Here is a 15,648-nt window from a genome sequence, read left to right as displayed (position 1 = left end):
GAGGAGAATGGACACATGGCAGTAGAAAAAGTAGCCGTAATAACCGCCGGCGGTAGTGGCATGGGCGCCGAGAGCGCGAAGCGTCTTGCCGCCGATGGCTTCAAGGTCGCGATCCTCTCCTCCTCCGGCAAGGGCGAGGCATTGGCTGCTGAGCTCGGCGGCATCGGCGTCACCGGCTCCAACCAGTCGAACGACGACCTCAAGCGCCTGGTCGACCTGACCGTGGAGAAGTGGGGCCGGATCGACGTGCTGGTCAACAGCGCCGGCCACGGCCCGCGCGCCCAGATCCTCGAAATCACGGACGAACAGTGGCACACCGGCCTCGACGTCTACCTGATGAACGTCATCCGCCCGGTCCGCCTCGTCGCACCCATCATGCAGAAGCAGAAGTCCGGCTCGATCGTCAACATCTCCACCGCCTGGGCCTTCGAGCCCTCGCCTATGTTCCCGACCTCCGCCGTCTTCCGCGCCGGCCTTGCCTCCTACACCAAGATCTTCGCCGACACCTATGCGGGCGACAATGTGCGCATGAACAACGTGCTGCCCGGCTGGATCGACAGCCTGCCGGCGACCGAAGAGCGCCGCGACGCCGTGCCGATGAAGCGCTACGGCACCAGCGCCGAAGTTGCCGCAACCGTCGCCTTCCTCGCCTCCGAAGGTGCGGGCTACATCACCGGCCAGAACCTGAAGGTGGACGGCGGCCTGACGCGCTCGGTGTGAGGGCGGAAGACGCCGGAGAGCGGCGCGGCGGCAAAAGCCGCGGCGCCGCTGAAACATAGCGTCGGCCCGAACGACTTACTTCGGAAACAGGAAGGTCAGCGTCGCGCGCACGCCCCAGCTCGGCGCGCCCTGCGGCGCCTCGGCATAATATTTCCCGCCGATCTGGGCCTGAAGCATCTGGTCGCCCACCTTGAAGACCTGCGAAACGCTGAGGTTGATCGGCACGGTCCATTGATCGGCCTCCCAGTCGTAGGTCGACTCCGTGTTGAGTGTCAGGGTCGCACCATGGCCGAGGCCGTAGGACAGAAAGGGTTGCAGGAAGGTCTGGCTCACATCCGCCCTGTCACCCTCGCCGGCAACGCTCCAGATGTGGTTTCCTAGCGCGCCGACGGTCCACGGTCCCTCCTGCTTCAGCACGACCGCCGTCGGGCCGATGCCGAACTTGCCGGAGCCGAGGAAATCGTCGGTGGCGGTCGGGATCAAAAAGGCCGGACCGACACCCCAGACGATGCCCGAAGGGCCGGGATTGGCCGGCGACAGGAAAAGGCTCTGGGTGATGTCGCCGAGCCCGAACGTATCGCCGTCGGGCGGCGGCAGGTAGTCGCGATAGGCGATCGGCAGGATCGTGCGCGAGATCAGGTTCCAGTCCGCGTTCAGCGTGATGGGAATGACCGGCTGGACGTTGAGCGTATAGGAGAAGCCATCCTCCTCGGCGCCGGCGCGAAATTCGAAATTGCTCTGGAACGGCACGCTGATCAGGTCGGCGACTGGGTTCGAGAGCTTCTTTGCGAGCTCGTCCGCATCCTGGGCCAGCGCCTGGTGCCCCTGCATGGCGGCGGCGACAAGCACCACCACCCAAAGCTTGGCTCCTATCTTCCCCACGCGCAATTCCCCCTTGCAGCGTCCGCGGCGACGTCGCCAGTCTCAGTTGCACCGGACAACGCCTCGACCGAATGGCCGCAGGTTACGTCACCCCTGCCGATTCGGGAACTTGCATTTTCTCTAAAGCAACCCGGCGCCCGGCCGCTGGACGGGCGCTCGCCATCCCGGACGCTGAGACGACCGGACGTCATCGGACGGCCTTGCCGCGGCGTCACATGACGTTGCGGCAAAGCATCTGAGCGGGATGAGGAAAGACATCCCGCTCAGATCCGTGACCCTCACAGGGTTGCAAACATCTGATATCACTGCTTACGTCGCGCGATGAGCGTCGCGCCCCTCCACACACATGCTTTCTTCGAAGAGGTCCTGGAGGCCGGCTTCGTCTGTACGATTCGCGACGAAACAGGTTTCCCGACCTCGACGAACCGGTCGAATGAAACCGCCATGCCGTTCTGGTCGTCGCTCTCCAGAGCCCGGCTGATAATCGACCGGATACCCACCTATCGCAGCCTCACGCCTCATCAACTGTCACTGGACGTCTTTGTCGATCGCTGGCTACCAGGCCTTGAGAAGGACAATTTGGTGGTCGGCATAAATTGGAGCAGCGCCACGGCAACCGGTTTCGATTTGACGCCTGCCGACGTCCGCCGGTGGTTGCAAGGCGCAAGGCCAATAGTTCGTCAACACCAGTGACGTGCCACGCCATGCACTTCGACGCAGCCGCAAAGATCGGCCGGACTGGTGTCCCTGCGTGAGTTCCGTCGCTATCCTGTTGTCTTTCTTGCAGAAGCCCCTATTTCCCCGTCGATACCGAACACAGGAGCTCCGTATGAACCGAAACGGCCTCTATCTCGTGATCGCCTTGCTCGCTGTCGCCGTCATCGGCCTCGGCCTCTACATCTACCAGGAGGAGACGAAGCCGGGCGTCGAGATCAAGATCGGCCAGGATGGCGTTTCGGTTCAGGAAAACTAGGATTCAGCAAGGCGCCTGGACGATGAGGATGAACTCAGCGCCAAGCTGAACCCCGCCTATCGCTGCGGGAGCTAGGGCAGCCCGGAAGCCTTCAAGGCGAGCCTTTGCCTTCTTCGACGCTTGCGTGCTCGCCGGCTTCTTCGCCGCCGAGCAAGGCCTCCTGTTAGGCTGCGGCAGCGGCAGCGTTGCTCCGCCTATGGACGCATCAGCATCTTGATTTTGCCTTCCGAATGGTCGCCCATGGCAGCAGCCAACACGACTCGTCCGCGCCACGATCGCGGCACGAGGAAACGGCAACATGCCCGACACGCCAAAGGTGCCGCGTTGATAGCAAGCATTTCATGGACGGCTGCAAGCCTGCTCGCGGCTTCGGTCGCATCTTCCGCAGCGGCGGGCGAGATGAGCCGAGCGCCGTCGGGCGCCTATTGCGGCCAGCTTTCGTCCGCCGGCGTTCTGGCAGACGCGCAAACGCAGTTCGAGGTCGTTTCAGGCGGCACGATCATTGGGAAATATATGTTCTCCGATCAGGGCCAGCCCGTCGAAGGAGAGCTTGCCGAGACCGGTGACGACGGCGACGGTAGCGATCTGACCCGTACCTTCATGTGGCGCGACAAATACGGCTACGGCCAGTTGCTCGTCACCTTCGCACCGGACTTTTCCGAATTCGCCGGCAAATGGAACGCCGGCGGATCGGAGTTCCTGCCGTGGAACGGCCGGCGCTGCAACCAGACGATCAGCTAGAACATCCTTTGTGCGTTCATCCGAACGCACGGCGCGCTAAAACGCGCAGGCGAATGCGAGCGCCGGGAAGCGGAACGCTTGACGGCCGCATCCGCTCCCTCACGCCGTCATCACCCCCCGCATCAGCCCTTCCAGCCAGTCCGCAAACACCTTCAGCCGGCGGGAAAGATGCTGGCGGTGCGGGTAGAGCAGCGCCATCGGCATCGGCGCCGCATTGTGGTCCGGCATCACCGCGAAGAGCCGCCCCTCTTTCAGATGGTCGATCACGTCATAGGCCGGGATCTGGATGAGGCCGAGGCCGGCGAGGCAGCAGGCGATGCTGCCTTCGGCGCTGTTGACGCTGATGCGGCCGGGAACGGCAATCGTGCGCGCCTCGCCGCCTTCGATCCACTCCCAGTCCTCCACGCGACCGCTCGAGGGCGAGGCATAGTTGACGGCGAAATGACCGGCGAGATCGGCGGGCGTTAGCGGAATGCCATACCGCTCGAGATAGTCGGGGCTTGCAACATTGATCAGCCTGAGCGTGCCGAACGGCCGGGCGATCAGGCCGGAATCGCTGAGCGGCCCGACCCTGAGCGCACAGTCGACGCTTTCCTCGATCAGGTGCACCGCCCGGTCGGTCATGCCGAGATCGATGTCGATGCCGGGGTAGCGCGCCAGGAACTCCGGCAGCGCCGGCGCCACGATCAGCCGGCCGATGCGGCTCGGCAGGTCGACCCTCAGCCGCCCGGTCGGACCGGAAGCGCTGCGGCGGAAAAGATTCTCCGCCTCGTCCATGTCCTCAATCAGCCGCAGGCAGCGCTCGTAGAAGGCGGCACCATCCTGCGTCGGCGCCACCTTACGGGTCGTCCGGTGCAGCAGCCGCGTGCCGAGCCTTGTTTCGAGCGTCTGCACCGCCGCCGAAACGGAAGAGCGCGGCAACCCCAAGGTGTCGGCCGCGCGGGTGAAACTCGCGCTTTCGACGACGCGGGTGAAGATGCGGAAAAGCTCGATCCTGTCCATGCCGGCCACGCCAATTGTTCGTCAATTCTGACAAGTCATGTCACGAACTGGCGCTTTATACCAGCCGCGCGGACGTTATTCTCAACCCTGCGATGCCTGTCGCATCGCTGACCTCTCGCGTTGGCGGCGGCAAGGTCCGCGCTATTTGAAACGCGGCGTGCGGCGTTCGGGACGGTCGACGTGTTTGCGACAGGCCGTCAGCGCCAAAGCAGACCGGGGGACCTGCGCGCTCTCGCGCCGGCATTCCCGCTCGCCGCAAACCGGCTGCAGCAGGCGGCCGATAAAAGGAGAAACCCATGGCAGACCACAGCATCAACGGAAAATCCGTCCTCATCGCCGGCGGCGCAAAGAACCTCGGCGGCCTGCTGGCACGCGATTTCGCCGAACACGGCGCCCGCGGCGTCGCGATCCACTACAACAGCGCCGCCACTCGGGCGGCCGCCGAAGAAACCGTCGCGGCAATCAAGGCAGCCGGTGCCGCAGCGCACGCCTTCGCCGGCGATCTCACCAGTGCCACCAATGTCGAGAAGCTCTTCGCCGACGCGAAATCCGCGCTCGGCGGCATCGATATCGCCGTCAACACCGTCGGCAAGGTGCTGAAGAAGCCCTTCGTCGAAATCACCGAGGCCGAATATGACGAGATGAGCGCGGTCAACTCCAAGTCCGCCTTCTTCTTCCTGCGCGAAGCGGGCAAACATGTCAGCGACAACGGCAAGGTCTGCACACTCGTCACCTCGCTGCTCGGCGCCTTCACGCCGTTTTACGCGGCCTACGCCGGCACCAAGGCGCCGGTCGAGCATTTCACCCGCGCAGCTGCCAAGGAGTTCGGCGCACGCGGCATCTCGGTTACCGCCATCGGCCCCGGCCCGATGGACACGCCCTTCTTCTACCCGGCCGAAGGCGCCGACGCCGTCGCCTATCACAAGACCGCGTCGGCACTCTCGGGCTTCTCGAAGACCGGCCTTACCGACATCGAAGACATCGTCCCCTATATCCGCTTCCTCGTCTCCGACGGCTGGTGGATGACCGGCCAGACGATCCTGGTGAATGGCGGTTACACGACGAAGTAAGTGATTGGCCCCTCATCCCCGCGGTGAGGGAAGCGCCCCTCATCCGCCCGGTGAGGGAAACGCCCCTCATCCGCCTGCCGGCACCTTCTCCCCGCTCGCGGGGAGAAGGGACGCGCGGCCAGCACCTTGCCCCACTCAAGCGTCTCGGGCGTGGCGCGGAGACAACCGATGGGTCTCGGTTTCCAGCTGCTGGAAGCAAAGAGTGCAGCACACGCGGCGCCGTCCCCTCTCCCCGCCTGCGGGGAGAGGGCTAGGGTGAGGGGCAGCGGCTGTCAGGGATGCCCCGCCCCAATGATATCACCTAGCGTGGCACACAAGCCTGATGCATGCTCTGCCCATGGACGGTTCAGCGACAATCGAAACTGGAAAACTCTGAAAGTTCAACGATCCCAACCCGTCGACCCTGAAAAGAGAGGAAGTCCCATGACCAACTCAGCTTGGCACGCCGATCCACTCGCCTGGGGCACCGGTCCACATCTCTTCGAGGTCTTTCTGGAGCCGACCGATCCTTACTCCGCCAAGGCATTTAGCAGGCTCGACGCCCTGCTCGACCAGGCCGGCGAAGACAACGTCACTATTAAGATCCGCCTGCAGTCGCAGCCCTGGCATATGTATTCCGGTGTCATCGTTCGCTGCATCATCGCGGCCTCGACACTTGAGGGCGGCAAGAATACCGCGAAGAAAGTCATCGCTGCAGTCGCTGCGCATCGGGAAGAGTTCGAATTCGTCCAGCATGCTGGCGGGCCCAATCTGGACGCTACACCCAACCAGATCATCGAGCGCTTGGAAGGCTATAGCGGCGTCAAGCTCAAGGCCGCATTCGCGATCCCGGATCTCGACCGGGAAATCAAGTGGCATTGCAAATATGCGCGACAGAACGGCATCCACGTCTCCCCGACCTTCATGATCGACGGGATCGTGCAACCGGACGTCAGCAGCGGCGATGATGTTTCGGACTGGGCAAGGAAGTTGCTTGGTTGATGGGGTGCGCGGAAGGCTGGAGCAGCCGGGTCCGTTAAAGTGCTCATGCACATATGCTTGTGGGGAATTGCGCGGCTCCGCCAGGCGACCACCTCTTGGTCGGCTTTACCCATCGGGCATTCCGGCCGAGCTCGCTTCCAACCCGAAGCGATCGGGCAGAGCCTGCGCGCTGCTGACGCCCCTTCCATTCAAAATAGGATTGGAATTTTAGGACGTTGTGTAATGTGATGCGGATGAGCGCATGGCGCGCGACGGGGCTCGATGAGTGAAGTTCATGGCATATAACTGCTCTTTCGTCCGTCGCTTGCTAGCGAGCCTCACGCTGCTCCTCACCCTCGCCCTGCCCGCCCTTGCCCAGACGGCACCAGCGCCGATCACCGTCATTCTCACGCCCGGCCAAAGCCCTGCCGAGATCGAGGAAACCTTGCGCGCCGCGGCGAAAGCAGGCGGTCCGGTCACGGTCGAATGGCGCGACGCGGCAAATCAGGCCGCAGCGCCGGCCAGCGCGGCGACACCTGACAACGTCCATGCCGCCACACCGGCCGTCGCCGCGACGCCGGCAGGCACGCCGCAGCAAACCGCTCCGGTCGCTGACCCCGAGGATTCCTTCGACACCCTTTCCGCCCGTTTTCTCAATGGTTTGCAGATGGGCCTTACGGGTATCTCCGGCATTGCCGGGGTGATGGCTGACGTCGCGGCAGGCATCCGCGCCGAAGGCTGGTCGGTCGTCTCGGTTGCCGCCATTGCCGTGCTGGCCATTGCCGCCGGGCTGGCCGCCGCCTTCGCCAGCCGCTCCCTTATCCATCGGCTGTTCGGCGCCTCCTTCGAGGTGGTCGACCTCCTGCACCGCATGCGCGCCTCGGTGATCCGGCTCGGCTTCGACATCGCCTATCTCGTCATTTTCGCCGTCGTTGCCCACACGATTGCGCCTCTGCTCCTGACGCGCGGCACGGGCTCGGCCGAGCTTGCCCATGCCCTGATCACCATCGCCGTCGTCGCCGCCGCCTATGCCGTCGGCGCCCGCTTCCTCTTCGCGCCGACGCGGCCCGAAATCCGCCTGCTCGCTATCGCCCATCCGCGCTTCCACGCCAACATGCTTGCCACCTATGGCGCAGCCAGCGCCGTCGTCGGCGCCAGCATGCGTTTCGCCCATCAGCGCGGGCTGGATCTTTCCGCCACCGATGGCTGGCTGCTGATCGGTGTCAGCATCCTCACGCTGGTGAAGCTCCACTGGTTCCTCGGCGGCGCGGGTGACATCCGCGCGCTGTTTACCGGCGAGAACCCCGGCCCCGTGCGCCGCGCCATCGCCTTCGGCGTGCCGGAGTTTTATGCGCTGAGCGCCATCGTGCTCTGGCTGATGAGCGTCATCGTTGCCGGCAGCCCCAACAGCGCGGCCTGGAGCTTTGCCGGCGGCGCCACGCAGATCATCCTGCTTGCGCTGCCGATCCTTGCCTTCGGCATCCATTCGCTGGCCGGTGCCGCCGCCGAGCGCCGCCGCACGCCGGCCTCGCACGCCCTGCATGCGGCGATATCAGGCAGCATCCAGACGGCGCTTGCCGGCGCCACCTGGCTGATCGGCCTGCACATCATCATCGAGCTCTGGCGCCCGATCATGGTCCAGGACGACACCGCCGCCGCCGTCGGCTGGATCGTCGTTCTCGAGCGCATCAGCCTTGCGGTCGTGGCCGCCTGGGTGATCTGCAGCTTCCTCTGGCGGAGCTTCGAAGCCTTCTCGCCGTCTGCCCGCGTCGCCATGCCCGGCGATAGCGAGGACGAGACGATGGTTCATCAGACAAGCCGGCTGTCGACCATCCTGCCGCTCGTCCGCAACCTCATCTTCGGCGCCATCTTCGCTGTCACCAGCCTCGTCGTTCTCTCGGCACTCGGCATCAACATCGCGCCGCTGCTCGCCGGCTTCGGCGTGCTGGGTCTGGCGCTTTCCTTCGGCTCGCAGACGCTGGTGAAGGATGTCGTTTCAGGCATTTTCTTCATCGCCGACGATGCCTTCCGCGTCGGCGAATATGTCGATACCGGCAAGCTCAAGGGCACGGTCGAGCGCATCTCGCTGCGCTCGCTCCGGCTGCGTCACCAGAACGGCCAGATCCACACCGTCCCATACGGCCAGCTGCAGGCGGTGACCAATTTCAGTCGCGACTGGAGCACGGTGAAGTTCGAGCTGAAATTCGAGCGCGACGCCGATCCTGAAAAGATCCGCAAGACCATCAAGAAGGTCGGCCTCGCCATGCTGGAGGACCCGGAGATCGGCGGCGAATTCCTCGTGCCCCTGAAGATGCAGGGCATCCAGGACGTCACCGAAAACTCCCTCGTCGTCCGCCTCAAATTCACCGCCCGCCCCGGCAACCCCAGCATCCTCCAGCGCGAGGCGATGAAGCGCCTGCTTCCGGCGCTCCGCGAAGCCGGTCTCGACCTTGCTTCCAACGCCGTGACCGTGCGCTCCGGTGCGACCGGCGCGGCGGAGGCCGAGGCGGCAGCGGCGAACCTGGCCCTGGCGAAGAAGCCGGTGGCACCGGAAGCAGCAGACGCGGAAGGGTAACGGTCAATCCGGCGCGGCGCGGCGACAGACTTCCCGTGTTCGTCGCGGCTGGTGTCAGCATGGCCTTGCCATTGGGCAACGCCTTGCGCCCTGTCCCCGCGGGAACAACATCCGCCCGGTTCCGTTGCTAAAACAAATGCACAAAGGCCGAGGGCCTTTCAATCGGGGCATCGGTTCCGGTTCGGTCAACGCCTGGCCCAACGAAAGATCATGGTCAGGCAGGAAGAGCTCGGAGCGCCCCAATGCGTATCATCCTGGTAGCCCTCGTCGCGTCAGTCATGAGCATTCTGGCGTTCAAATATGCCGATCACTCCATCGGCAACACGCACATCGTTGCGACGGCCGAGGAACTGGCCGCCCTCTGAGCGGCCTTCGCGAATAGACCGGTTTCCGCCCCTCCCAGCGGCGCCCGTCATCTGAACCGGCTCGGGCGATGCTCGCAGAAGTCGCTCAGCCCCTCCCGCATAGGTTTCATTCCGTCTTGCAACGATTTCGGTCTTCTGCAATCATCGCCGCATGCACTCGTATCGGCTCATCATTGCTGCCAAACGTCTGACCGCCCCGGCGGCCCCACTCGCTATGTGCGTCTCTGGATAGCAGCGGGAACGGCTTGGCCGACCTTCTCGCTCTAGGGGCGGGAGATCAGGCCGATCCTTCCAATTGATATCGAGACTTTCACGATGCGACATGCGCTCTCCCGCAGCCTGGTGATCCTGCTATGACACGATCATCCAGCGCTTCCTTCACCTTCATCCTGCTCATCATCTGCACCGCGCTTTCCCTTGCCGGCACCGACCTGATCCTGCCCGCCGTGCCGGTCCTTCCGGGCGTGTTTTCCGCAAGCGAAGCGACGGCGCAAATGGTGCTTGCCGCCTATGTCGGCGGCAGTGCCTTCGGCCTCCTGCTCTTCGGCCGCCTCGCCGATCACTTCGATCGCAAGACGCTGATGGTCGCAGCCCTTGCCGCCTTTGCCGCCACCTCCCTTGCCGGCGCCTTTGCGCCTGATATCGCCGTCCTCATCGGCCTGCGCTTCCTGCAGGGTATCGCCGCCAGCGCCGCACCGGTCTTTGCGCCGGGGGTCATCCGGCAATTGTTCAGCGAGAAGACGGCCGTGCGCGCCGTCGGCTTTCTCGGAAGCGTCGAGTCGCTGGTTCCGGCGCTTGTGCCCATCGCCGGCGTGGCCCTTCTTGCGCATTTCGGCTGGAAATCGTCGTTCGAGCTTCTCGCCGCCGCCGGAGCGATCGTCTTCGTCCTGATGCTGGCGATCGGCCTTCCGCGCGAACAGCGAAGAAGCGGCACGCAAGGGACCTATCTGCAACTGCTGACGGATCCCGTCTTCATGCGCTACGCGCTGAGCCAGGCGATGACGCTCGGCGGCCTTTTGACCTTCGTGTTCGGCATTCCCATGGTGATCGTCGAGACGATGGGCGGCACGCTCAATGATTTCATCATCGTGCAGATCGTCAGCGTCGCTGGCTTCATCATCGCCGCCAATCTGACCGCGAAGATCGCCGAGCGCTTCGGCACCGAAGAGGTGATCATGGCCGGCAGCGCGATCGCCGCCGCAAGCGCGCTCGCTCTGCTCGCCTATGGCCTTTCGGGCGGAACGAACCCGCTGCTCGTGCCCCTCCTTTTCCTGCCCACGGGCATTGGCCTCGGCCTGCGTGGCCCCATCGGCTTCTACCGCGGCATCGTCGCTTCCGGCGCCAATGATGCTCGCGGCTCGGCGCTGATCGTCTTTTTCATCTTCATGACGACCACATTGGGCACGATGGCGGCAGCGCCTGTCATCACCAAAGGACTGCCGGCCCTCGCCCTCGTCGTTAGCGCAATTCACCTGCTTTCGGTCGCCATCCTCTGCGCACTGCCGAAGCTGAAGGAGGCTCCGTCCGCATAGCCGCGACCGCCCGCAGACGACTGCGCCCCCTGGGCGCGCGGTTTCGTGCCGCCGGCGGGAACTCTCCCTGGATCCCGCAAACATGGCCAGCCGGGGCGCACCCCGACTGCCGCGCGCCGGGCTTGCGCTTCCATCCCCGGGGTGTTCTGGTAAGAACATCCCCGGGTGGTTCTGGTAAGAGCGGAACGTGCAAAACGGAGCGCTGCAACATGAACAATGACAATCTTTGGTACTGTCTTGTCGGCACGGGCGACACCAACACCGGCATGCTGCGATTCATCGGCGCCGTCGTCGCCTTCATCCTCGTGTTCGGCGCGCTGTTCTGGTTGCTGGGCCTGTAAACCTTTCCCCTTGCCCGCGACGCGGACGGCCGTCACAGGGTGGCCGCGGCTGCCCCAGCCGCGGCCTGTCTATCGTTCCGCCACCCGGAAATTGGTCGCGCCCAATTGCGCAATGACTGATACGCGACGAACGATGAGAGAACGCTCCAAGCACGAAAGCGGTCTCGCTCTAACCATTTCCCCCAATTGGGTGAGGAACAATTCGTGAAAGCGAACCGCGCCAGACTTGAGCGTCGGCCGTTCGCTGTCACGCCTCCACTTGGTGTCACGATCCTCAGGCGCCTTGCCAAACGGCAAAGAGACAATTTGTACGATCACCATCATGAACCTTCGTTTTGTTGCCGGCGGCATGGCCGTCGCGCTGTTGTGCGCAATCGCCATCGTTCTGTTCGCGCCTCGAACGGAACCGCAGATGATAAGCTATTATGAGTACGAGTGGGGTCTGCCTGCCTTGCGAAAGCGCCCTGATGTCGCGCGGGAGTTCATGGCGATGTGCGCACCGGAAACCGAAGCCGCGCTTAGGGAATCGGACCTCAGGGAGACGTCCTATTCCAATCGAGCCGAGATGGCGCGAGACCTCTGCCGACGCTATTTCGCCGTGGTAATTGATGGCCGGCTTACGCTTGCGGAGATCAACCTCTCCGCCACCGGCCTGCTTCCCCTCTCGGTGCTCGAGGAAGCCGAACGCCGGCAACCGCGTTTCCCCTGAGGAGGAGCGATCGGCCCGTCCCAACAAAAAAGGCCGGAGCGCGCGGCTCCGGCCTTTTTTTTCCTTCGCTCTCAAAACTCGTGCCAGTACATCCGTGGTCAAAGTCGAAAGCAACGCGCAACTGCGAGCGTCGTGCTCAACAGTTTGCTTGTATTAACTTTATAGGACCGGGCGCGTTTCTGGACAAGCTGTCCCTTTGGGTTACGGCACACGCCAGGGATTAGTTTTGGCGACGGATCGAGGCTGGAAAACAGGTCCGGTTTCCAGCTTTTCGCGCCAAGACAATCAGCGATTACTTAATTATATTCGTCCTAGACTAGGGGATACGGAGGCCGGCGCTTGGCGGAGGCCTTCCGCAGGGCGCCCGTCTCGCTCGCGGTCGTCGTCAGGGTCGTACGGCGCGCCTGGGGGGGCAAATGTCGGGGTTCGATCACAAGCACATGAATGGCGCGATGCTCGCCGTGATCCTGGTGCTCGCCGCCCTGTTCCGCCTGCATGACGTTCAGCAGCCGCTAGTCGATGCCTTCAGCTGGCGCGAGGCGAGCACGGCGATGATGGCCGACAATTTCTTCCTGCGCAGCTGGAACATCTTCTTTCCGGAGGTCAGCTGGACCGGCCCGGACCCGTCCTATCAGGGCCGCGAACTGCAGGTCATCTCCTACATCACCGCCCTTCTCTATGCCGTCTTCGGCTGGGACGACACCTGGGGCCGGCTCGTCGCCATCGCCTTCGGCGTCTTAGGCGTCTTCGCGCTGCATCGGTTGATCGCGCGGCTCTGGGACGAGGCCCACGCCCATGCCGGCGCCTTGCTGCTGGCGATCATGCCGGGCGCTGTCATGATCGACCGCTCGTTCCTGCCGGATCCGGCCATGCTGGCGCTGGTGACGACGGGCGCCTGGGCCTATGTCGCCTATCTGCAGAACGATCGCCTGCCCGTTCTCATTGCGGCCGGCCTCCTCACCACGACAGGCGTGCTTGCCAAGCTGCCGGGCATCGCCGTGGTCGTGCCGATGACCTACGCGACCTTCGTCATCCTGCACCAGCGCGGCAGGCTCAGCCTCGGCCGCTTGCTTGCAATCCTGCCTGTCGCGCTCGTCGCCGGCGCGCTGATCCTCGGCTACTATCGCTGGGCGCATTACCTCGGCACCAACTATCCGCCCTACCATGTCGCCGGCAGCGGCTATATCTGGAGCGATGGGCTGGGCAAGTTCATCAGCGAGGCCTTCTACATTCCGGCCACCTGGAAGATCGCCAGCAACTGGCTTTTCACCCTGCCGGTGGTGGTGCTGACCGGCATCGCGCTCCTGACGGCGCCGCCGGCGGCAAGCGACGCGCAGACGCAGGCAAGGTCCGGTCGCGCGCCCTGGTTCTTCCATGTCTGGTTCCTGGGGGCGGCGATCGTCTATGTCTTTGCCGCCCGCGAGATCAAGACCAACCCCTGGAACTTCCATATCTTCAATGTGCCGATGGCGGCACTTGCCGGGCGCGGCCTGATCCTACTGGTCGGCATCGGCCGAGAACAGGGGTTGCGCACGCGCGCGCTGCGTCTCGCGGCGATCGCCGCTGTCGTCGTCATCGGCGGCAGCATCCCCGGCCTGTCGCTAATGAAGACGCCCTATGCCGATCACGGCGAAAAGCTCGGCACGAAGCTCAGCGAGCTCAGCCAGCCCGGCGATCTCGTCATCACCGCGACGCCGACGATCGGCGATCCCGTGGCGATCTATTACAGCCGCCGCCGCGGCTGGGTCTTCCCGCCCGGCGGCGGCGAAACCGAATGGTCGATGCTGATGGAGGACGACGACGCGATCGAGGCACTGGAGGACCTGCGCGCCCGAAACGCCACCTGGTTTGGCATCACCAAGAACGCCCGCGACATGCAGCGGCGCAAATTCCTCGAATACAACAGGGGGCTGATCGCCCATCTCGACCGGACAGCCGAGCGCGTCGTCGACGACGACACGATGCTGATCTACCGGCTGGCGCCACCGGCGGATGCAGCGGCTTCGAACTGACCGTCGGCGCGAGTTTAGCCCCGCTTGCGGGGAGAGGGATCAGCACGCGTGGGTCCCGCCTTTCCTATCCGCTCACTCTCACAAAACGGAGCATCAGGCTTGCCGCCGCCTGGGGCCGCCTGCGACTTCTTCCCGCGAGAAAAAAGAGGGAACGGCGCGCGCGCCACAGCGTCCCTTCGCCCCGCCCGCGGGGAGAAGGTGGCCGGCAGGCCGGATGTGGGGCGCAACAAAAACGCCATGCGCCCGGATGAGCGCATGGCGTTATTGTTGTCTTAAAGCAACGCCCTTTTGGGGGCGCGAGCCCTATTGCAGCGTGCGGGTCGGGGCCGGTGCGGGCTGGCCAGCGGCAGTGCCCGCGGCATTGTTCGCCGAACGCGCGGAATCGAGGCCGGTCGCGACGACGGAGACGCGGAAGGTGCCGTCGAGCGAGCGGTCGAAGATCGAGCCAACGACGATGTCGGCCTCGTCATAGACCTCTTCGCGGATGCGGGTCGCGGCTTCGTCCACTTCGAACAGCGTCATGTCCATGCCGCCGGAGATCGAGATCAGCACGCCTCTGGCGCCGCGCATCGACACTTCGTCGAGCAGCGGGTTGGCGATCGCCGCTTCGGCAGCCTTGAGCGCCCGGCCTTCGCCGGTTCCCTCGCCGGTGCCCATCATCGCCCGGCCCATGCCCTTCATGACAGATTTCACGTCGGCGAAGTCGAGGTTGATGAGGCCTTCCTTGACGATCAGGTCGGTGATGCAGCCGACGCCGGAATAAAGCACCCGGTCGGCGATCACGAAGGCATCGGCAAAGGTGGTCTTGGCATCGGCGATGCGGAAGAGGTTCTGGTTGGGGATGACGATCACGGTGTCGGCCGCCTCGCGCAGCCGCTCGATACCCTGCTCCGCCGTCTCCATGCGGCGCTTGCCCTCGAAGCTGAAGGGCTTGGTGACAACGCCGACCGTGAGGATGCCGGCCTTGCGCGCCGCAGCCGCAATCACCGGTGCAGCGCCCGTGCCCGTGCCGCCGCCCATGCCGGCGGTGACGAAGCACATATGCGTGCCGCCGAGGTGATCCATGATCTCGTCGATCGATTCTTCCGCCGCCGCCCGGCCGACATCCGGCAGCGAGCCGGCGCCGAGGCCTTCGGTGACGGCAGCACCGAGCTGGATGATGCGCGACGACTTCGACATGGCGAGCGCCTGTGCGTCCGTATTCGCCACCACGAATTCGACGCCCTGAAGCCCTTCGTTGATCATGTTGTTGATGGCGTTTCCGCCACCGCCGCCGACCCCGATGACGGTGATCTTCGGGCGCATTTCGGTGATCGTGGGCTTCTTGAAATCGTTCATGGCTTGTCTCCTAGAGCCGACGCCCTGCAGGCGCCGACGCGGGCGAATCGGGCAGCTGTTATTTTAGGAATTGAAAAAAGCCATGGAGAAGGCAAGGAAAAAGGACGTAAGCGCTATCCACATATGAATTTTAGCGGGTCCTTCGGTGGCGATTACCGGCTCGACCGCATTCGGCAACGCGTGAATAATTGACGTTCGGATCAATGGTTTACGCCGATGTTGCGTACCAAAATTGCCCCTCACCCTAGCCCTCTCCCCGCACGCGGGGAGAGGGGACGAGGATCACTGCTGCGTCGCGACTTGCCATCTTTTGCTGAAGAAGCAGCGCCTGCGAAGGTTGATGTGGAACGAGGGGGCGCGGCGGATTTCCTTCTCCCCGCCTGGCGGGGAGAAGGTGGCCGGCAGGCCGGATGAGGGGCTGTTCCTCG

Annotated in this window: 15 protein-coding genes; 12 read left to right on the top strand and 3 right to left on the bottom strand. The window is 64.2% G+C overall.

The genetic code is table 11. From position 1 onward, the window contains the following. Positions 1–15 precede the first annotated feature (15 nt). A complete protein-coding gene (locus V7S54_RS04635; protein WP_065376197.1) occupies positions 16–720 on the top strand; it encodes an SDR family oxidoreductase in 705 nt (234 codons plus the stop codon). Positions 721–795: 75 nt separating this feature from the next. Here the strand turns inward: V7S54_RS04635 and V7S54_RS04630 are convergent, their stop codons facing one another. Continuing rightward, positions 796–1,551: a hypothetical protein gene (locus tag V7S54_RS04630; RefSeq protein ID WP_065376301.1), complete on the bottom strand. Its 756-nt coding sequence runs from the start codon at positions 1,549–1,551 to the stop codon at positions 796–798. 372 nt (positions 1,552–1,923) lie between these two features. On the opposite strand from V7S54_RS04630, the gene V7S54_RS04625 reads away from it, so the two are divergent. From V7S54_RS04625 to V7S54_RS04615, 3 genes are all read left to right on the top strand, one after another. Further along, entirely contained in the window at positions 1,924–2,295 is a 372-nt protein-coding gene (locus V7S54_RS04625; RefSeq protein ID WP_065376198.1) for a DUF2750 domain-containing protein, read from the top strand. A 136-nt stretch (positions 2,296–2,431) separates the two neighbouring features. Beyond that, complete coding sequence (locus tag V7S54_RS04620) at positions 2,432–2,575, top strand: hypothetical protein (RefSeq protein ID WP_176707603.1); 144 nt, start codon at positions 2,432–2,434, stop codon at positions 2,573–2,575. A gap of 399 nt (positions 2,576–2,974) precedes the next feature. Continuing rightward, complete coding sequence (locus tag V7S54_RS04615; protein WP_065376302.1) at positions 2,975–3,316, top strand: hypothetical protein; 342 nt, start codon at positions 2,975–2,977, stop codon at positions 3,314–3,316. 99 nt (positions 3,317–3,415) lie between these two features. Here V7S54_RS04615 and V7S54_RS04610 read toward each other — a convergent pair whose 3' ends face one another. Next, entirely contained in the window at positions 3,416–4,318 is a 903-nt protein-coding gene (locus tag V7S54_RS04610) for a LysR family transcriptional regulator (protein ID WP_065376303.1), read from the bottom strand. Positions 4,319–4,614: 296 nt separating this feature from the next. Between V7S54_RS04610 and V7S54_RS04605 the strand changes: the two genes are divergently transcribed. The 8 genes from V7S54_RS04605 to V7S54_RS04570 all read left to right on the top strand — a co-directional run bounded on the left by V7S54_RS04605 (position 4,615) and on the right by V7S54_RS04570 (position 13,882). Continuing rightward, positions 4,615–5,388: an SDR family oxidoreductase gene (locus V7S54_RS04605; RefSeq protein ID WP_065376199.1), complete on the top strand. Its 774-nt coding sequence runs from the start codon at positions 4,615–4,617 to the stop codon at positions 5,386–5,388. 423 nt (positions 5,389–5,811) lie between these two features. Further along, positions 5,812–6,369, top strand: coding sequence for a DsbA family protein (locus V7S54_RS04600; RefSeq protein WP_065376200.1), 558 nt, complete (start codon positions 5,812–5,814; stop codon positions 6,367–6,369). 274 nt (positions 6,370–6,643) lie between these two features. Further along, a complete protein-coding gene (locus V7S54_RS04595; protein ID WP_065376201.1) occupies positions 6,644–8,923 on the top strand; it encodes a mechanosensitive ion channel family protein in 2,280 nt (759 codons plus the stop codon). A 242-nt stretch (positions 8,924–9,165) separates the two neighbouring features. Continuing rightward, positions 9,166–9,288: a hypothetical protein gene (locus V7S54_RS04590; protein ID WP_255571016.1), complete on the top strand. Its 123-nt coding sequence runs from the start codon at positions 9,166–9,168 to the stop codon at positions 9,286–9,288. A 353-nt stretch (positions 9,289–9,641) separates the two neighbouring features. Further along, positions 9,642–10,820, top strand: a complete 1,179-nt coding sequence (locus tag V7S54_RS04585) for an MFS transporter (protein WP_336409490.1) — start codon at positions 9,642–9,644, stop codon at positions 10,818–10,820. A 209-nt stretch (positions 10,821–11,029) separates the two neighbouring features. Next, positions 11,030–11,161 (top strand): hypothetical protein, encoded by a 132-nt coding sequence (locus tag V7S54_RS04580; protein WP_255571017.1) that lies wholly within the window; start codon positions 11,030–11,032, stop codon positions 11,159–11,161. 322 nt (positions 11,162–11,483) lie between these two features. Continuing rightward, positions 11,484–11,870, top strand: coding sequence for a hypothetical protein (locus V7S54_RS04575; RefSeq protein ID WP_065376204.1), 387 nt, complete (start codon positions 11,484–11,486; stop codon positions 11,868–11,870). Between the two features lie 416 nt (positions 11,871–12,286). Next, a complete protein-coding gene (locus V7S54_RS04570; RefSeq protein ID WP_065376205.1) occupies positions 12,287–13,882 on the top strand; it encodes an ArnT family glycosyltransferase in 1,596 nt (531 codons plus the stop codon). Positions 13,883–14,185: 303 nt separating this feature from the next. Here the strand turns inward: V7S54_RS04570 and ftsZ are convergent, their stop codons facing one another. Continuing rightward, positions 14,186–15,220 carry a cell division protein FtsZ gene (gene ftsZ / locus V7S54_RS04565; protein ID WP_065376206.1) on the bottom strand — a complete coding sequence of 345 codons (1,035 nt, stop codon included), beginning with the start codon at positions 15,218–15,220 and terminating at the stop codon, positions 14,186–14,188. Positions 15,221–15,648: the final 428 nt, after the last annotated feature.

It is taken from the genome of Ensifer sp. CCNWLY38 (assembly GCF_037120565.1).
Classification (GTDB): Bacteria; Pseudomonadota; Alphaproteobacteria; order Rhizobiales; family Rhizobiaceae; genus Ensifer; species Ensifer adhaerens_H.
Note: the sequence above shows the minus strand (reverse complement) of the source record. Positions and strands in the feature narration are given on the sequence as shown.